Origin of the sequence: Actinopolymorpha sp. B11F2, assembly GCF_040195635.1 — a bacterium.
Classification (GTDB): Bacteria; Actinomycetota; Actinomycetes; order Propionibacteriales; family Actinopolymorphaceae; genus Thermasporomyces.
Genome location: NZ_JBEFTX010000023.1, coordinates 22997 through 40883, shown reverse-complemented (window position 1 = coordinate 40883; position 17887 = coordinate 22997). Strand labels below are relative to the sequence as shown.

The 17887-nt window shown below is 69.3% G+C and carries 18 protein-coding genes; 9 read left to right on the top strand and 9 right to left on the bottom strand.

All coding sequences use genetic code 11. The annotated features are described in order from the left end of the window. The first annotated feature begins 159 nt into the window (after nt 1-159). Nucleotides 160-1074: an ABC transporter permease gene (locus ABN034_RS30335; protein ID WP_349694408.1), complete on the top strand. Its 915-nt coding sequence runs from the start codon at nt 160-162 to the stop codon at nt 1072-1074. After that, entirely contained in the window at nt 1067-1897 is an 831-nt protein-coding gene (locus tag ABN034_RS30330) for an ABC transporter ATP-binding protein (protein WP_349694407.1), read from the top strand. The genes ABN034_RS30335 and ABN034_RS30330 overlap by 8 nt, the downstream gene beginning before the upstream one ends. A 4-nt stretch (nt 1898-1901) precedes the next feature. Here the strand turns inward: ABN034_RS30330 and ABN034_RS30325 are convergent, their stop codons facing one another. Continuing rightward, entirely contained in the window at nt 1902-2945 is a 1044-nt protein-coding gene (locus tag ABN034_RS30325; RefSeq protein ID WP_349694406.1) for a glycosyltransferase family 2 protein, read from the bottom strand. A 33-nt stretch (nt 2946-2978) separates the two neighbouring features. Next, on the bottom strand, nt 2979-4436 hold the full coding sequence (locus ABN034_RS30320) for an LCP family protein (RefSeq protein ID WP_349694405.1): 1458 nt from the start codon (nt 4434-4436) through the stop codon (nt 2979-2981). Nucleotides 4437-4580: 144 nt separating this feature from the next. Here ABN034_RS30320 and ABN034_RS30315 point away from each other — a divergent pair, with 144 nt between their 5' ends. Both ABN034_RS30315 and ABN034_RS30310 read left to right on the top strand, forming a co-directional pair. After that, the gene (locus tag ABN034_RS30315) at nt 4581-6293 is read left to right on the top strand and encodes an LCP family glycopolymer transferase (protein ID WP_349694404.1); all 1713 of its coding nucleotides are present in this window, start codon (nt 4581-4583) and stop codon (nt 6291-6293) included. Beyond that, a complete protein-coding gene (locus ABN034_RS30310) occupies nt 6290-7162 on the top strand; it encodes a phosphotriesterase family protein (RefSeq protein ID WP_349694403.1) in 873 nt (290 codons plus the stop codon). Before ABN034_RS30315 ends, ABN034_RS30310 begins: the two co-directional genes overlap by 4 nt. A gap of 240 nt (nt 7163-7402) precedes the next feature. On the opposite strand, the gene ABN034_RS30305 is transcribed toward ABN034_RS30310, so the two are convergent. Beyond that, nucleotides 7403-8590, bottom strand: a complete 1188-nt coding sequence (locus ABN034_RS30305) for an acyl-CoA dehydrogenase family protein (RefSeq protein WP_349694402.1) — start codon at nt 8588-8590, stop codon at nt 7403-7405. 296 nt (nt 8591-8886) lie between these two features. Between ABN034_RS30305 and ABN034_RS30300 the strand changes: the two genes are divergently transcribed. The 3 genes from ABN034_RS30300 to ABN034_RS30290 all read left to right on the top strand — a co-directional run bounded on the left by ABN034_RS30300 (nt 8887) and on the right by ABN034_RS30290 (nt 11293). After that, a complete protein-coding gene (locus tag ABN034_RS30300; RefSeq protein ID WP_349694401.1) occupies nt 8887-10209 on the top strand; it encodes a UDP-glucose dehydrogenase family protein in 1323 nt (440 codons plus the stop codon). Nucleotides 10210-10395: 186 nt separating this feature from the next. Further along, nucleotides 10396-10818 carry a CoA-binding protein gene (locus ABN034_RS30295; RefSeq protein ID WP_349694400.1) on the top strand — a complete coding sequence of 141 codons (423 nt, stop codon included), beginning with the start codon at nt 10396-10398 and terminating at the stop codon, nt 10816-10818. A gap of 49 nt (nt 10819-10867) precedes the next feature. Beyond that, nucleotides 10868-11293 (top strand): TIGR03667 family PPOX class F420-dependent oxidoreductase, encoded by a 426-nt coding sequence (locus tag ABN034_RS30290; protein WP_349326987.1) that lies wholly within the window; start codon nt 10868-10870, stop codon nt 11291-11293. Nucleotides 11294-11323: 30 nt separating this feature from the next. Here the strand turns inward: ABN034_RS30290 and purE are convergent, their stop codons facing one another. The 3 genes from purE to ABN034_RS30275 are packed head-to-tail and all read right to left on the bottom strand — an operon-like array spanning nt 11324 to nt 13773. Beyond that, nucleotides 11324-11863, bottom strand: a complete 540-nt coding sequence (purE, locus tag ABN034_RS30285; RefSeq protein WP_349694399.1) for a 5-(carboxyamino)imidazole ribonucleotide mutase — start codon at nt 11861-11863, stop codon at nt 11324-11326. Then, entirely contained in the window at nt 11856-12980 is a 1125-nt protein-coding gene (locus ABN034_RS30280) for a 5-(carboxyamino)imidazole ribonucleotide synthase (RefSeq protein WP_502879123.1), read from the bottom strand. The genes purE and ABN034_RS30280 overlap by 8 nt, the downstream gene beginning before the upstream one ends. 43 nt (nt 12981-13023) lie before the next feature. After that, on the bottom strand, nt 13024-13773 hold the full coding sequence (locus tag ABN034_RS30275; RefSeq protein WP_349694397.1) for a helix-turn-helix transcriptional regulator: 750 nt from the start codon (nt 13771-13773) through the stop codon (nt 13024-13026). A gap of 121 nt (nt 13774-13894) precedes the next feature. On the opposite strand from ABN034_RS30275, the gene folE reads away from it, so the two are divergent. Further along, complete coding sequence (folE, locus tag ABN034_RS30270) at nt 13895-14488, top strand: GTP cyclohydrolase I FolE (RefSeq protein ID WP_349326983.1); 594 nt, start codon at nt 13895-13897, stop codon at nt 14486-14488. Nucleotides 14489-14516: 28 nt separating this feature from the next. On the opposite strand, the gene ABN034_RS30265 is transcribed toward folE, so the two are convergent. Beyond that, on the bottom strand, nt 14517-15458 hold the full coding sequence (locus tag ABN034_RS30265; RefSeq protein ID WP_349694396.1) for an aminoglycoside phosphotransferase family protein: 942 nt from the start codon (nt 15456-15458) through the stop codon (nt 14517-14519). Between the two features lie 142 nt (nt 15459-15600). Here ABN034_RS30265 and ABN034_RS30260 point away from each other — a divergent pair, with 142 nt between their 5' ends. Next, a complete protein-coding gene (locus ABN034_RS30260; RefSeq protein ID WP_349694395.1) occupies nt 15601-16122 on the top strand; it encodes a GtrA family protein in 522 nt (173 codons plus the stop codon). On the opposite strand, the gene ABN034_RS30255 is transcribed toward ABN034_RS30260, so the two are convergent. Together ABN034_RS30255 and ABN034_RS30250 are read right to left on the bottom strand one after the other, a co-directional pair. Further along, the gene (locus tag ABN034_RS30255; protein ID WP_349694394.1) at nt 16020-17144 is read right to left on the bottom strand and encodes a HAMP domain-containing sensor histidine kinase; all 1125 of its coding nucleotides are present in this window, start codon (nt 17142-17144) and stop codon (nt 16020-16022) included. The two genes, ABN034_RS30260 and ABN034_RS30255, sit on opposite strands and share 103 nt — an antisense overlap. Nucleotides 17145-17159: 15 nt before the next feature. Next, nucleotides 17160-17882 (bottom strand): response regulator transcription factor, encoded by a 723-nt coding sequence (locus ABN034_RS30250; RefSeq protein ID WP_349694393.1) that lies wholly within the window; start codon nt 17880-17882, stop codon nt 17160-17162. Nucleotides 17883-17887 lie beyond the last annotated feature (5 nt).

The window sequence follows — 17887 nt, the reverse complement described above, 5'->3', positions numbered from 1 at the left end:
CTCTGGCTCGACAAGGGCACCATCAAAAATGGACCACCACCCAGAAACCGTCACCAAGGCCTACAACAACGCCACCAGCAGGTGACCCGCCTCATCCGACATGCACCATCGAAACGGACCGTGTTCGCCGCGCCCGGCTAACCGGGTAGGCCACCTTGCATGTCGTACTCTCGTCGCCATGAGATCGGCGCGCGACCGGGGCTACCTGTGACCACGATCACCAGCCCAGCCCCGGCGGCGGAGCTGGCCGAGCGCCACGGTCTCTCGCCGAGCTCGGCCCAACCGTCGTTCGGCGCCTACCTCGCCCAGCTGTGGCAACGCCGGCACTTCATCACGGCGTTCGCGACCTCGCGGACGGTCTCGCAGTACTCCAGCTCCACGCTGGGGCAGCTGTGGCAGGTGTTGACGCCGCTGATGAATGCCGCCGTCTACTTCCTGATCTTCGGAATCCTCTTCCAGACCGCGAAGAGCGTCGAGAACTTCGTCGCGTTCCTGGTGACTGGTGTGTTCGTCTTCACGTTCACGCAGCGGTCGGTGACCTCGGGCGCACGGTCGATCTCAGGAAACCTTGCGCTGATCCGTGCGCTGCACTTCCCGCGGGCAGCGCTGCCGCTGGCCTTCACCATCGTGGAACTTCAGCAGCTGCTGGTCTCGATGATCGTGCTGTGCATCATCGTGCTGGCGACCGGCGAGCCGTTGACGTTCGCCTGGCTGCTCGCCATTCCGGCCCTGGCGCTGCAGACGATCTTCAACCTCGGCCTGAGCCTGTTCATCGCGCGGGTCGGGTCGAGACTGCCCGACATCAGCCAGCTGCTGCCGTTCATCACGCGTACCTGGCTCTACATGTCAGGGGTCTTCTTCGTCATCCCCGACCGCATCCCGGCGGGACCGTTGCGCGACATCATGCAGGCCAACCCGGGCGCGATCTACATCGAGCTGGTCCGCGACGCGCTCATCGACACCCACTCCGCCCCGCGGCTGGCCTGGGTGCTCGCGGCCGGCTGGGCGGTCGTCGCGTTCGGCGCCGGCATCATGTACTTCTGGGCCGGGGAGGAGGCGTACGGCCGTGGCTGACGACCCGGGCCACAGCGCGGGCCTCACCGACCCTGACGGTCTGGCAGGAACGGGCAGCCTGACCGACCTGCACGACCCGGCGCCGACGGTGATCGTGGATGACCTGCACATCATCTACCGCGTCCTCGGCGCCACCGCCGGCCGCGGCAACGCCCCCGCCGCCTTCACACGGATCCTCCGCCGAGAAAAATCACCCGCACAACGCGAAGTCCACGCCGTCCGCGGCGTCTCCTTCACCGCCCACCGCGGCGAATCCATCGGCCTCATCGGCCGCAACGGCTCCGGAAAATCCACCCTCCTCAAAGCCGTCGCCGGCCTCCTCCCCGCCACCCGAGGAGCCGTCTACACCGACGGCCAACCCACCCTCCTCGGCGTCAACGCCGCCCTCATGAACGACCTCACCGGCGAACGCAACATCCTCCTCGGCTGCCTCGCCATGGGCCTCACCCCCACCCAAGCGAAAGCCCGCTACGACGACATCGTCGAATTCTCCGGCCTCGAAGACTTCATCGACCTCCCCATGCGCACCTACTCCTCCGGCATGTCCCAACGCCTCCGCTTCGCCATCGCCGCCGTCAAGTCCCACGACGTCCTCCTCATCGACGAAGCCCTCGCCACCGGCGACGCGGAATTCCGCCGCCGCAGCGAACAACGCATCCGCGAACTCCGCGACGAAGCCGGCACCGTCTTCCTCGTCAGCCACAGCCTCGACGTCATCACCAAAACCTGCACCCGCGCCATCTGGCTCGACAAGGGCACCATCAAAATGGACGACGACGCAGAAACCGTCACCAAGGCCTACAACAACGCCACCAGCAAATGAGGCGTCAGGGAGTGCGAGCCGTCCCAGAGCCGCGGGGGGCGAGGGAGCGAGGGCTCAGGAGGAAACCCAGCCCCCAGCTCATGTGCATGGTGGTCACCACGACCGGCAGCCAGAGCTTCGCCCGCGAGTCAAGGCCGCGTCCCGCCAGGACGGATCCGGCCAGTACGCACAGCAGGTAGCCCGCCGGCATCACCAACGCCGCCACCAGCAGCGGAATCCCGGCGAGCAACCCCGCCAGGCCGGCGACGATGCCGACGGCGCATCCGGCGGCCGCGGTCGGCGCGGCGAGGTAGCGGATGTTGAACGTACCCGGGTGCAGGCGGCCGATCACCCGGCGCCAGCGGCCGGTGAGGTAGAACTGCCGGGCCAGCGCCCGAAGGTCAGGTCGCGGCCGGTAGGTCACCTGGAGCTCAGGGGTGAACCAGATCGTGCCACCGCCGGCCCGGATGCGGAAGTTGAGCTCCCAGTCCTGGGCGCGGACGAACGTCTCGTCGAAGCCGCCGAGCTTGTCGAGCGTCTCGCGCCGGAAGACACCGAGGTAGACCGAGTCGACCGGCCCCGGCTCGCCACCGACGTGAAACCGCCCGCCGCCCAGCCCGAGCGGGCTGGTGTAAGCCCGCGCCGCCGCCCGCTCGAACGGCGTCTCGCCCTCGGCCGCCATCACGCCACCGACGTTGTCCGCACCAGTTGCCCGGAGCACCTCGACCGCACGCCTGAGATAACCCGCCGACAGGATGCCGTGCCCGTCGACCCGCACGATCACGTCGTACGCCGCCTCCTTGATGGCGACGTTGAGCCCGCTGGGCGTGATGCCGGCCGGGTTGGCGATCACCCGAACCCGGTCATCGGCGGCGTCGATCTCGCGGGCGATCTCCTCGGTCCGGTCCTCCGACGGGCCGACCGCGACCACGAGTTCCACCGCGCCCGGATAGTCCTGGGCGAGGACCTGGCCGACCGCCGCTCGCAGGTGCCGCTCCTCGTTGCGGACCGGCATGATGACCGAGACCGGTGGCCAGTCGGCGCCGGAGTCGTCGGGTTCGCGGCTCACGGGCTACAACCTACCGATCGCCGCGGTCCGCTCCTATCCGGCCGTGCACACCTGATCGAGGTCATCGACGTGGGAGGCCGGCGTCCTGCTCGGGCCAGGCGTCGCGGCGTCGTCCCGCGGCCCGTCCGACGACGCAGGGCTCCCGGCGCCGTCGGGCGCGGCCGATGCCTTGGGTGACGATGACCGGGCCAGGCTCTGCGACTCTCCGCGGTCCTTCGACTCGTCGATCGCGGCCCGGATCGTACGCCTGATCAGCGGGTAGTCAGGTCGGGCGGTCATGATGAGCGGCGGGACGAACTGCACGGACGTGATCTTCGCCCGCTTCGCCTTCATCGCCAGCCCGGTCATGGTGTCGAGCTCGCTCGCCGGGATGTCGGTCGACACGATCTGCTCACCTGCCCGCGCAATCTCCCGGAACTTCAACAGGACGTTTCCTGGCTCCAGTTGGTGCAGCATCGCCGCCATCACACACCGTTGCCGGGCCATCCGGTCATAGTCGCTCGAGTCACTGCGCGACCGTGCGTACCACAGCGCGTGGTAACCATCGAGTCGCTGCGGTCCGGCCTTGATCGTGGCGCGGAGCTCGCCGCCCGGGCCGGTGATCGGCACGTCCCGCTTGACGTCGATGGTCACCCCACCCACCGCGTCGACGAGTTCCTGGAAGCCCTTGAGGTCGACGAGCGCGTAGTAGTTGACGTCGAGGCCGGTGATCCCGCGTACGGCGTCCTTCATCGCCTCGATGCCCGGGTCCGCCACCTGGTTGCCGAACAACGACTTGTGCTCGGTCGCCCACATGTAGATGGCGTTGAGCAGGCACTCGTTCCCACAGCTGAAACCGTTCGGGAACGCCTTGTGCATGACGGTGCCGCGCGGGAACGGCACCCGTTGCAGGTTGCGGGGGAAGCTGAACAGCGCCGTCCGGCCGCTCTCCTCGTCGATGGAGGCCAGCGTGATGCTGTCGGGACGCAGGCCCACCCGCGCGGCGTCGGCGTCCGCTCCGAGCAGCAGGACGTTGTAGCGGCCGGCGTACGGATCCACCACCTTCGTCCCCGCGAACACGCCCTTGAGGGACTGGCGCGCCACCGCGACGTAGTGCGACGAGGTGAGTACGAGGCTCACCGCGAGGACGGACAGGCCGAGCGTCATGACCGTCGACGTCAGGCGCTGCTTCTGCGGCAAGCCCAGTGGCCCGCCGAGCCGCCAGGCGTCCAGGAACAGCCCGAGCCAGCCGAGGGCCAGCCCGACCAGCAGGAGCTGGAGGACGCGCAGAAGTCCGGGATTGGCAAGGATCGAGACGAGAGCGCGTGGCGACACGAGGCCGATGAACGCCAGAAGTGCGCCCACCGCGACGGCACCGGCCGCGACGCGCAGGGCGATCCGTCCCACCTGTCTGTTGCCGGCGACGAGTTGCGCCGACCCGGGGACCACCAGCGTCATCAGCAGCAGCGTCACCGCACGCCGGAAGTGCCGGCCCTCCCCACGTTCGACCATGATCCGGCGTCGCTCCCCCGTGTGTTGCTGTCGGCCACTGGTCATACCAACACACGGGATACGACGGCCAGAATCGCCACGCCGCTCCAGGTCGACCTGTCACCGATCGTGCTACTTCGACGTTCAGCCGGTACCGTGCCCCTCATGCCGAACCGCGGCTATCGCCCAGAACCCGACGAATCAGGCGAACCGGGACAGAGCCCACGGTACGACTGGCTCTACGACGAGTCCGGACGCCCGAGCGCGACGGGACGTCGCACCCGTCCGCCGCGTTCCAGCGCGTCCCCGTACGACCAGACGCAGCCTCCCCCACGCCCCGCCGGGGAAGGCCAGGGCGGTTACCCGCAGGGCCAGTCCGGTGCGTACGACCGAGGTGGGTACGGCCAGGGTGCGTACGACCAGCCCGGCTACGGTCAGCAGGGCTACGGTCAGCAGGGCTACAGTCAGGACGCCTACGGTCAGGACGCCTACGGTCAGGACGCCTACGGTCAGGACGCCTACGGTCAGCATGGCTACAGTCAGGACGCATACGGCCAGCAGGGCTACGAGCAACAGAGCTACGGCCAGCATGGTTACGGCCAGGACCCCTACGGGCAGGACAGCTACGGCCAGGGGGGTTACGACCAGCGCGCCGGCTATGACCAGCAGGGCTACGGCCAGGGTGGCTACGACCAACGCGGCTACGGCCAGGACGGCTACGGCCAGGCCGGCCAGCAGGGCGGCTACAGCCAGGGTGGCTACGGCGCCCGCCGAAGGTCTCCCTACGACGAGCTGTCAGAGGACTACAACGAGCCGCCTCCGGGACGTTCGCCGCTGCGGCCGCCGGGCGGACCTGGGTCGGATGGACCACGACTCACCCGGATCCCGCGACGCAGGCGGCGGATCGGTCCGTTCCGCGTCATCCTGCTGCTCATCCTCGCGTACGCCCTGATCCTCGTCGGTGTCCCTGTCCTCGCCTGGGGACGGGTCGACAAGGTGGCGTTCGAACCGACCGACGAGCGGGCAGAGGACGGCTCCGGCACCAACTACCTCATCGTCGGCTCCGACAGCCGAGAAGGTCTGACGGAGGCGGAGAAGACCCGGCTCGGTACCGGAAGCGCCGGCGGCCGGCGTACCGACACCATCATGGTGCTGCACGTGCCCAACACCACCGCACCCCCGACACTGGTCTCGCTTCCCCGTGACTCCTACGTCCCCATCCCTGGGCACGGTCGCAACAAGATCAACGCGGCGTTCAGCTTCGGCGGGCCGAAACTGCTTGCCCAGACCGTCGAAGACGTCACCGGGCTGCGCGTCGACGGCTACGTCGAGATCGGGTTCGGCGGCTTCGTCGGCGTGGTCGACGGCCTGGGCGGCGTGAGAATGTGCCTGCCCAAGGCGGTCAAGGACGACAAGGCCCACATCGACCTTCAGGCGGGCTGCCAGGAGCTCGACGGACCGAACGCGCTCGGCTACGTCCGCGCCCGCTACTTCGACCCCCTCGGAGACCTCGGCCGGGTCGAACGGCAGCGGCAGTTCATGTCCGCGGTGATGAAGGAGACGCTCACCGCTTCGACCATCCTCAACCCGGTCCGCTACACCCGGGTCGGCATGGCCTACGGCGACGCCCTCACCGTCGGCGACTCGACCGGGGTCTTCGACCTGGCGCGGTTCGCGCTCGCGATGCGGGCGGTGTCGTCCGGCAAGGGGACCACGCTCACGGTGCCTATCGCCGACCCGGGACTCAGCACACCGGTCGGCAGCGCGGTGAAGTGGGACACGGAGAAGGCTCTCGCGTTGTTCAACGCACTGAAGGAAGACGCGATCATCCCGCCAAGCCTGATCCCCAAGGTGCCGAAGTCGGAGGAGGGGAATTGAGCGAGCCGATCGTCGTCCCCGACGCGGTGCTCGCCCACGAACACGTCCTCGTCGACTTCGGCGGAGTGGTGAGCCCCGGCACCTATGACGCCGACGAGGTGTTCGGGCTCGCGCTGCCCAAGCTCGCCGAGGCGTACTCCCTCGGCTGCCGGCGACTGCTGGAGTGCACGCCGAACCATCTCGGTCGCGACCCCGCGCTGCTCGCCCGGCTCGCCGACGCGAGCGGGATCGACATCTGGACGAACACCGGTGTCTACGGCGCGGCCGACCGGGTAGGAGTTCCGTCCTACGCACGAGAACTCACCGCGGAGCAGCTGGCGGCGCGGTTCGTGGCCGAGCATCGGGACGGGATCTTCGGAATGCGGCCGCGGTTCATCAAGACGGCGGTCCGCGACGGAGCGCTCGAGGATCTCGACAGGACCCTGGTCCGCGCGGCGGCACTGGCCTCGCGCGAGACCGGACTCACCGTGGCGTCACACACGACGGCCGGTGTCGCGGCGGTGCAGCAGCTGGAGCTGTTCGCCGAGGTCGGCGTACCGGCCGAACGCTTTGTCTGGGTGCACGCGCAGGCCGAGCAGAACCCGGAGTTCCACGAGCGTGTCGCGCGGGCAGGCGCGTGGGTGGAGTTCGACGGCCTACGGCCTGGTGCCGTCGAGTGGCAGCGCCGCTGCGTCGAACGAATGGCGGCGGCCGGTCTGTTGGGCCGCACGCTCGTCGCCAACGACAGCGGGTGGTACCACGTCGGCGAGGAGGGTGGCGGGGAGTTCCTCGGCTACACGTTCCTGCACACCGACCTGCTGCCGCTCCTCGACCGGTCCTGGCACCGCCAGCTGCTGGTCGACAACCCGACCGCCGCGTTCGGCGCGTGAGTCGGCCGCGCCATCGGCGTGGCGACCGGCCCCTCTAACGGCCGGCAAAGAGGTCACGCAACGGTAACGCGAATACGTGTCCATGAGCGGTCGCCGATGTAACCGTTGATCGCCGTCGAGCGTTACCCACCCTGTCGGGCCCGTTGATCCTTGCCGGTGGTCCCCCCGTGCCACCGCGGAAGGCAACGGGCCCGGCCTATGTCTTGAAGGCGTCGATCGCGTCTGCGCCGGCATGTGCGGTCACTTCAGCAGGTGCCGGGCGAGGACGACGCGCTGGATCTGGTTCGTACCCTCGTAGATCTGGGTGATCTTGGCGTCGCGCATCATGCGTTCGACGGGATAGTCCTGGACGTAGCCGTAGCCGCCGAGCAGCTGTACCGCGTCTGTCGTGACCTCCATCGCGACGTCGGAGGCGAAGCACTTGGCGGCGGCGCCGAAGTACGCCAGGTCCGTGTCGGAGCGCTCACTGCGGGCGGCAGCGGCGTAGGTGAGCTGCCGGGCGGCCTCGAGCTTCATGGCCATGTCGGCGAGCATGAACTGCACGCCCTGGAAGTCGGCGACGGGGCGGCCGAACTGCCGGCGTTCCTTCACGTAGCCGATCGCGTAGTCGAGCGCACCCTGCGCGATGCCGATGGCCTGCGCCGCGATCGTCACCCGCGTGTGGTCGAGGGTACGCAGCGCTAGCCTGAAGCCCTCCCCCTCGGTGCCGATGAGACGGTCCGCGGGGAGGCGTACGTCGTCGAAGTAGACCTCGCAGGTCGGTGAGCCCTTGATGCCGAGCTTCTTCTCCGGGGCGCCGAAGCTCACCCCTGGGTCGGACTTCTCGACGACGAACGCGGAGATCGGCGCGCGCGTCGCCTCCGCGGACGTCGTACCACCGCTCCCCTCCCCCGCCGGCGGATCGGTGACGGCGAACACCGTGTAGTAGTCCGACACTCCGGCACCCGTGATCCAACGTTTGACGCCGTTCAACACCCAGCCGTCCCCGTCTCCACGGGCGCGGGTCTTCATCGCGCCGGCGTCGCTTCCGGCGTCGGGCTCGGACAGGCAGTACGAGAACATGGCGTCGCCCCGGGCCACCGGTGGGAGGTAGCGCCGCTTGAGCGGCTCGGAGCCGGCGAGCAGCAACGGCATCGTGCCGAGCTTGTTGACCGCCGGGATGAGCGAGCTGGACGCGCAGGCCGCCGCCACTTCCTCGATGACGATGGCGGTGGCGAGGGCGTCGGCGCCAGCTCCGTCGTAGTCCTCGGGGATGTGCGGGGCGTGGAAGTCAGCGGCCCGCAGCGCGTCGTACGCAGCCGCCGGAAACGCGGCCTCCCGGTCGACCTCGGCTGCGTGCGGAGCAACCTTGTCGCGGCACAACGCCCGGCAGGCTTCGCGGATCGCCTCGTGCTCCGGGGTGACGGCGAACAGTGGGGTGTCGTTCACGGGACTACCTCCTGATGGGACGTCCGCGTTCCGCCGAATACTACTTCGAGGTAACTTGCGCGGTCGGCGTTGTGCCGGCCGTCGGCCATCCCATGGTCGCGCGCACGTTACCGAGTTGTCACCACAGTGCCACCAACCGATCACGCCGAGCAGCGGGACGCTTGACGCACTCGTGCGGTAGCCTGCCGGTCGGCGGGGCCAACGCCCCACATGTGCCCCTTGCACCGCCATTCGAGAGCGCGGCCGCTGCCCTGACGATCGCATCGCGTCCGCGGACCTGCTGGAGGCTTGAGCCCGTGACCTACCGCATCACCGTCCTCGGTACCGGTTACCTCGGCGCGACCCACGCGGCGTGTCTGGCCGAGCTGGGCTTCGAGGTGCTGGGTGTCGATGTCGACCCGGCCAAAGTCGCTGCCCTGTCAGAAGGACAGGTGCCGTTCTTCGAGCCCGAGCTCGAGCCCCTGCTGCGCAAGCACGTGGAGTCTGGCCGGCTGCGCTTCACCACCTCCTTCGACGAAGCGGCGGAGTTCGGCGACGTCCACTTCGTCTGCGTCGGCACTCCGCAGCGAGACGGCGAGTACGCCGCCGACATGTCCTATGTCGATCGGGTCATCCTCAGCGACCTGGTGCCGCGGCTCACTCGGTCGGCGCTCATCGTGATCAAGTCCACGGTGCCGGTGGGGACGACCGGACGCCTCGCCGAGGGGGTCGCGGGCCTGGTGGGTGACCAAGGGGATGTGGAGCTGGCCTTCAGCCCGGAGTTCACCCGCGAGGGACTTGCCGTCGAGGACACGCTTCGGCCCAACCGTCTGGTCTTCGGCGTACGTACCGAGCGGACGGAGAAGATGCTGCGTGACGTCTTCGCGGCACAGATCGAGGCGGGGACCCCGGTGGTGGTGTCCGACTACGCCACGGCCGAGTTGGTCAAGGCGGCGGCGAACGCGTTCCTCGCGACCAAGATCTCCTACATCAACACGATGGCCGAGCTGTGCGACGTCTCCGGCGGTGACGTCACAGTGCTTGCCGACGCGCTCGGCTACGACGACCGGATCGGACGGAAGTTCCTCGACGCCGGCCTCGGTTACGGCGGAGGCTGCCTGCCCAAGGACCTGCGGGCGTTCATGGCCCGCGCGGGTGAGCTGGGTGCCGAGGAGGCGTTGACGTTCCTGCGGGAGGTCGACGCGATCAACCTACGGCGGCGGCAGAAGGTCGTCGACGTCGCCGCGGAGATCCTCGACAACCAGTGGATCGGCAAGAAGGTCGCCGTGCTCGGCGCGGCGTTCAAGGCCAACACCGACGACATCCGTGACTCCCCCGCGCTGAACGTCGCTGGCCGGATCCACCTGCACGGCGCGCTGGTCAGCGTCTACGACCCGAAGGCGATGGACAACGCGCGCCGGTCGTTCCCGACGTTGCGCTACGCCAGTTCGGTGATGGAGGCGTGCCGGGGCGCGCACCTGGTCCTGCACCTCACCGCCTGGCAGGAGTTCCGCGAGCTCGACCCGGCGGTGTTGTCGCAGGTCGTCGCCGACAGGAAGGTCCTCGACGGGCAGAACTGCCTCGACCGGGAGACCTGGCGAGGAGCCGGCTGGACCTACCGCGGCCTCGGTCGCCCCTAGGGTCCCGCCGCCACATCCCGCCCCCACCGGCCCTTCCCTCCCCTCCTCCCGGGCCTCACCGCTCGGTGATCATGATCGTGATCATGATCACGGGGACAGGGTCCTGGCGGGAATGGTGAGCGGTAGAAGCCCCGCGAGGTCGCGGATTGTTGGCACAAGACCAGAGCTGGACGCAGGATCGAGGACATGAGCCGATCCTGGGGCGACCCTGACGTCATCCGCCGGATCCTTACCGGATGCCAGACCTGGGCGGTTGTGGGGCTTTCGACCAACACCGACCGGGCCGCGTACTCCGTGGCGAGGTTCCTTCAGGAACGCGGGAAGCGGATCGTCCCCATCCATCCGTCGGCGCCGACCGTCCACGGCGAGCAGGGGTACGCAAGCCTTGCCGACGTACCGTTCGGGATCGACTGTGTCGACGTCTTCGTACGTTCCGAACTCGCCGGCCCGATCGCGAAGCAGGCCGTCGAGGCCGGTGCGAAGGCGGTGTGGTTCCAGCTCGGCGTGATCGATCCCGACGCGTTCGCCGAGACGACCGACGCCGGCCTGGCGATGGTGATGGATCGGTGCCCGGCAATCGAATGGCCGCGCCACTTCGGACGCGAGTGACCCGAACGAACGGCGCGGTCGACCAGCCACACATCCAGGGGGAACCACCATGCTGACTCTTGACACGTCGACCGAGTTCGGCTCCCACGTCGAGAAGCGCCTCGATCACGACACGCTGGCCTGGCTCGTCACGGTGAGCCCGGACGGAATGCCTCATCCGACACCGGTCTGGTTCCTCTGGAACGGCCGGGAGCTCGTCCTCTCCAGCCAGCCGGACAAGCCGAAGCTGAGCAACATCGCCGCCAACCCGCGCGTCGCGCTCCACCTGGACAGCGACGGTCAGGGCGGCAACATCGTGATCGTGAACGGTACGGCGCGCATCGACCCGGCCGGACCCAGCGACGCCGAGCGGGAGGCGTTCGTGCCGAAGTACGCCGACCACCTCGAACGCCTCGGCGTGACGTACGACGAGTTCGCCGACACCTACTCCGTCACCATCCGCATCACACCGGAGAAGCTCCGCGGCTGGACGTGATCAGACCCGATCACCTCTGTTCACCGCTGATCAACCGAAGCCGACCCGCCGGCCACGCTTGGCGGCGAGCGTCTCGCCCTTGGCCCGGGCCTGTGCCTCGAGGTCGCGCTGGAAGCCGGCCATCCGGTCGCGCAAGGCGACGTCGCTCGCCCCCAGGATCCGGACCGCGAGCAGCCCGGCGTTGCGGGCGTTGCCGACCGCCACGGTCGCGACCGGGACCCCGGCCGGCATCTGCACGATCGACAGCAGCGAGTCGAGGCCGTCGAGATGCTGGAGTGCCACGGGTACGCCGATCACCGGCAGCGGCGTCACGCTCGCCAGCATGCCGGGCAGAGCGGCGGCGCCACCGGCGCCGGCGATGAGCACCTGGAGCCCACGCGACGCCGCGGTCTCGCCGTAGTCGAGCATCGCCTTCGCCATCCGGTGTGCCGAGACGACGCGTACTTCGTACGCCACGTCGAACTCGTCCAGGACCTTCGCCGCAGCCTGCATCGTCGGCCAGTCGGAGTCCGAGCCCATCGCGATGCCGACGACGGCAGCCTCCGCTGCTCCGGTCGTACCGTCACTCATCGATCTCTCCCGTGAGGTAGGCCGCGGCGTGCCGGGCACGTGCGCGGACGTCGTCGAGGTCGGCGCCGTAGGCGGTGACGTGCCCGACCTTGCGCCCAGGCCGGACCTCCTTGCCGTACAGGTGGATGCGCAGGTCGGGATCGCGTGCCTGGCAGTGCAGGAAACCCTTGTGCATGTCGGCGTACGGACCGCCCAGGATGTTGACCATCACGGTCCAAGGTGCCCGCGGCCGAGGCGAGCCGAGCGGCAGGTCGAGGATGGCGCGCAGGTGATTCTCGAACTGGCTGGTGACCGCGCCGTCGATACTCCAGTGCCCGGTGTTGTGGGGGCGCATCGCCAGTTCGTTGACGAGGACGCGACCGTCGCGGGTCTCGAACAGCTCCACCGCGAGGATGCCCACGACACCCAGTTCACCGGCGATCCGGAGCGCAATGCGCTGCGCCTCGACTGCACGGTCCTCCGGCAGTCCGGGCGCGGGGGCGATCACCTCGTAGCAAACCCCGCCGCGTTGGACGGATTCGACGATGGGGTACGCGATGGCCTGTCCGGACGGCGACCTGGCCACCACGGCGGACAGCTCCCGGGCGAAGTCGACCCGCTCTTCGGCGATCAAGGGCTGACCGGCGGCGAAGATCTCTCCGATGTCGCCGGCGTAGGCGTTGTCGATGACCCACACACCCTTGCCGTCGTACCCTCCACGTGCGGTCTTGAGGACCACCGGCCAGCCGCCGAGGGCCTTGGCCACCACGTCGAGGTCGTCCTGGTTCCTGACCGCGCGGTAGCGCGGGCACGGTAGGCCGAGCGCGGTGAGACGGTCGCGCATCGCGCCCTTGTCTTGGGCGTAGACGAGGGCGTCCGGCCCGGGCCGGCACACGACGCCGTCCGCTTCGAGCCGATGCAGGTGCTCGGTCGGCACGTGCTCGTGGTCGAACGTCACCACGTCACACCCCGCGACGAACGTCCGAAGCGTCCGGAGGTCGCGATAGTCACCTACCTGCACATCACGGACGACCTGCGCCGCGGAGACATCCTGGCCTTCGGCGAGCAAGCGGAAGTTGACACCCAGGGCGATTCCCGCCTGGTGGGTCATGCGGGCGAGCTGCCCGCCCCCGATCATGCCGACCGTGGGTACGCCGACGAGCTTGGACACGCACCGGAGGCTAACCCATGCGATGCCCACGGGTTGCCGCCGGCTCAGCGCGACACTCCCCGCGGACCTCGACGCAGCAGTGCCCAGGACGGGGTGCGAGATCGACGACGAGGCCGCGGGTCCCCAACCCGGAGAGCAGACCGCGGACGAACGCGACATTGAGGTTGCAGACCAGCTCCGGCTGGCGCTGCGCGAGTGCGTGGAACGGGCAGTTGCGGACGGAAAGGCGCCCGGTCGAGTCGGGATCCTCCGCAGGGGTGACGGCCGGCTCGAAGCCCAGCTCGGCGAGCAACGCGACGACCTGCTCCAGCGGTCCGTCGGCTGAGTCGCGTCTGGGGGTCTGCCCGCGAACGAGGCTGCCGAGTTGTTCCCCGCGTTCGTACGCGCCCTGCAGCGCAGCCGTCCGAGCGTCCGTGGGAGCCTCCGCGACGGCGGTGGCGAGGATCTCGCCGACCAGCGCGTACCTGCGTTCGGGGATCGTGAGCGCGACACCCTGGCTGGTGGCTTCGTACACCTTGGGTGCCCGTCCCCGGCCGCGCGGCTGCCCGGCGGGCGCTTCGTACCGTGCCCGCAGCAGCCCGGCGTCCACCAGCTTGTCGAGGTGGAAGGCGACCAGGTTGTGCGACATCGACGTGGCGCCGGCCGCCTCGTCGCGGGTCACCGGATGGTCCTGGCCGCGGACGTAGTCATAGAGCGCGCGCCGGCCGTGGTCGACCAACGTCGCCACGGCGAGCCACGTACGGTCATCGAGGCCGGCCATGTCAGCAGATTATCACCAACAGTCATTATTGAAATTCTTCCCTCGCCAGGGCACGATGGACCCCGGCCACCACCACCAACCACGACCACCACCGCCGACCGAGAGTTGCGTAGGGATCGCCGTGACAGCGCCATTGCGAGTCGTCCGCGAAAACACCGGACGTGACATCGACGCCGCCGAGCGGGCGGCCCGGGCGTTCCTCGAAGCGCTCGGCATGCCGCTGGACTCCGAAGGAGTCCGTGACACGCCGCGCCGGATGGCCCGCGCTTATGCCGAGCTCCTCACCCCGCGCGAGTTCGACCTCACGACGTTCCCGAACGACGAGGGGTACGACGAGTTGGTGCTGGCCCGCGACATCCCGATCAAGTCGGTCTGCGAACACCACCTGCTGCCGTTCGTCGGGGTCGCGCACGTCGGCTACCTTCCCGGCGACCGCATCCTCGGGCTGTCGAAACTTGCCCGCGTGGTCGAGCTCTTCGCCCATGGCGCGCAGGTGCAGGAACGCCTGACAAAGCAGGTCGCCGACTGGCTGGCGACCGAGCTCTCGCCCAAGGGCGTCGGCGTCGTCATCGAGGCCGAACACCTGTGCATGACGCTACGCGGCGTCCAGGCGGTCGGCTCGAAAACCATCACCTCGACGTTGCTGGGCGTCCTGCGTGACGACAACCGCTCCCGCAGCGAGTTCCTCGCGCTGGCTGGCACGCACCAGAGCTAGAACGCACCGGCCACGGGCGCCGGCGGCATCAAGCCAACAGTTCGGCCGTGTCGAGGAAGGGGCGGGAGAGTTCCTCGGCACCGAAGTTGAGCGTGTAAAGGCCCGTCGACACGCGTTCGAGGAAGCCCCACTCCCAGATCGCGGTCTCGTCGACCCCCGTGGCGGCGGAGAGATGCCGGCAGTAGCGGCGGGCGAGGCGGGGCGCGTCATCCGCCGCGAGCAGTTGCGGGCACCAGTCCCGAAGGACGACACCGAGGTCGTACGCCGGGTCGGCGAGGAACCCGTCCGGGTCCACGAAGACGAACCCCGACACCGCCCCGGCCCGATCCGCCAGCACTCGTAGGGCGTTGGCGGGATGAGGATCACCGTGGACGATCACACACCGGTCGAGATCGAACGCGGCGGCGCGGCGCTCGGCGTACTCCAGTGCGCGCGCCACGACGCGTTCCGGACAAGGGCGGTTGAGACGTTCCCACAACCGCTCGACGAGGTCGGCAAGCCCGCGCGCCTTCTCCTCGGCCGGCGTGACCGTGAGGCCGGGCGGCTTTCGCACCTTCCACGCCTGGCGCAGCGTCGCGCACAGCGTCTCGATCTGGCGTTCCGGTGGCAGGTCGGACTGGTCCATGGACGGACCGAGGGCCTCCAGCAGCATCGCGTGACGGTCGACATCGTGGGCGAGGAGTTCAACGTAGCCCCTGCCCGCCGCGTCCTCGATCGTCCGAACCTGGCTGGTGACGTCGTGCTCGGGGACGGCGAGCTTGAGCACGGCGGCGCGGTCGTCTGCGGTGCGCACCCGCGCGACGTACGACGCGGTCCCGCCGGCAAGCGCCGGACCCACGGTGATTCCCCACCGGCGTTCGAGGTGGGCGATGAGCTCCGGCAACTCCGTCAGCCACCGCTCACCCGGCTTGCCGAGGTGGGCCGCCTTGCGCCGGACCACATCCTGGACCTCGATCGCGCGCTCCGCCACGAGCTGGATACTCACATGGCGGCCGGGGCCGGGGTGAGGCGGGTCGGGAACGTCCGGCCGGTAGGCTCGGCGGTCTTGCCCGCCCACCTGGTTTTGGGCCCGACAAGCCTGGCCAGCCCACCCCACCTCTCGAGGTCGCCACGTGTCGCTCCTGCACCGGCTCGCTCGCCGGATGCGCCACCTCGCCCATGAGGTGGCGAAGTTCGGCGTCGTGGGCGCGGTCGCGTTCGTCGTGGACATGGGCGGGTTCAGCCTGCTGCGCTACGGGATCGACGGCGACGGCATCCTCCACGAGAAGCCGCTGACGGCGCGCACCATCTCCGTCGTCCTCGCGACGGTCGTCGCCTATCTCGGAAACCGGCACTGGACCTGGCGACACACCGAACGCCGGAAGGTCATCGGCGAGTACACCCTCTTCTTCGTGCTGAACCTCGCCGCGCTGGCGATCAACCTTGCGATTCTCGCGTTCGTCAATTACGTACTCGCTCTCCACGACCCGGTGTCGAACACGGTCGCCAACCTGGTCGGCATCGGACTCGGCACGCTCGCGAGGTTCTGGTCCTACCGCCGCTTCGTCTTCCGGGCCGCCCTTGCCGGAGCCACGCCCGCTCCACCGCCGGCCTCCGATCCTGGTCCGGACGACCGCGTGTCCACCGCGGCCTGAGCCGGAGCTTCCGTGCTCTTCTCGCCCGGCACGAAAACGGCGAACACGGCGGGGCGGCGCGAGATCAGCTCGAGGCGACCGCCGCCTGCCTCGGCGAGGTCGCGGGCCAGAGCGAGTCCGAGGCCGGTGCCGCTGCGCCCGCTCACGGCACGTTCGAAGATCCGCTGGCCGAGCTCAGCGGGTACACCTGGACCTTCGTCGGCCACCTCGACCACGACCGAGCCGCCGGGCTGACTGCCGACCGATCCGCCGGATGGGCTGCCGGTCGTACGCCGGCGTACGACGACCGTGCCTCCCCCGTGGTGTAGGGCGTTCTCCAGCAGGGTGGCGAGGACGTGGCCGAGCATGCCGGGCGTCGCCGCGACCGAGAGGCCGTCGTCGCCGGTGACCTCGACCCGGCGGTTCGCGCTGTCGAAGGCGGGCCGCCACTCGGCGACCTGTTGGCGTACGACCTGGTCGACGTCCACCAGCGTGTGCCGGGCGACGTGGGAGTCGCGGCTCTGGGAGAGCAACCGGTCCACGACATGCGAGAGGCGTTCGACCTGGCCGAGGGCGATCGCCGCCTCCTCGCGCACAACGGCGGAGTTCTTCGTGGCGAGGATCTCCTCCAGGCGCATCGACAGTGCCGTAAGCGGCGAACGCAGCTGGTGCGAGGCATCCTGGGACAGTTGACGCTCGGCCGCCAGCATCTCCGCGATCCGGCGGGCGCTCGTGTCGAGGGCGTCAGCGACCCGGTCCAACTCGGGCAGGCCGTAACGGTGGCGGTGACCGCGCGGGTCACCTGAACCCAGCCGTTCGGCCGCTTCGGCGAGTTCGACGAGCGACCGCGACAGCCGGCGCGCCTGCCAGACACCGATCGCGACGGCGACCAGCACCGCGACGATGCCGAAGCCGAGCAGTGCGAGGCGTTCGGTCCACCCACTGCCGAGGTAGTGCCAGCTGAAGACGAGGATCGGCAGGGCGAAGAGGGTCGCGGTGACGAGGGCGATCACGACCGTGGTGACGACGAGGCGGGTACGCATGAGGTCCGGCCCGCCTCACTCGCGCTCGAACCGGAAGCCGACGCCACGAACCGTCGTGATGAAGCGTGGCTGGGAGGCGTCGTCGCCCAGCTTGCGGCGCAGCCAGGAGATGTGCATGTCGAGCGTCTTCGTCGAGGACCACCAGGTGGTCTCCCACACCTCGCGCATGAGCTGGTCACGCGTGACGACGCGCCCGACCTCGCGGAGGAGTACCCGCAGTAGGTCGAACTCCTTCGCGGTGAGGTGGAGTTCCGCACCGTCGAGGAACGCCTGCCTCGACTCGATGTCGATGCGTACACCCTCGTCCGGAGAACCCGCCGGCTGGTCCGTCCGTGCATCCGGCGTACCCCGTCGCAGCAGCGCACGCACCCTCGCCAACAGCTCCGCCAGGCGGAACGGCTTCGCCACGTAGTCGTCAGCGCCGGCGTCGAGCCCGACTACCGTGTCCACCTCGTCGGCGCGGGCAGTGAGGACGAGGACGGGTACGTTGTCGCCGTCCTGGCGGATCCGCCGGCAGATCTCCAAGCCGTCGACGTCGGGCAGTCCGAGATCGAGGACCAGGAGGTCGAAGCCGCCCCGGTCGAGACTGCTGAGCGCGTCCGCCCCGGCCGCGGTCACTTCGACGGTGTAGCCCTCGCGGCGCAGCGCTCGGGCAAGCGGGTCGGAGATGGCCGGGTCGTCTTCGGCGAGCAGGATCGCGTGATGCTCACGCTCCGCGGTTCGCTCGCTCGACGTCATGGCCA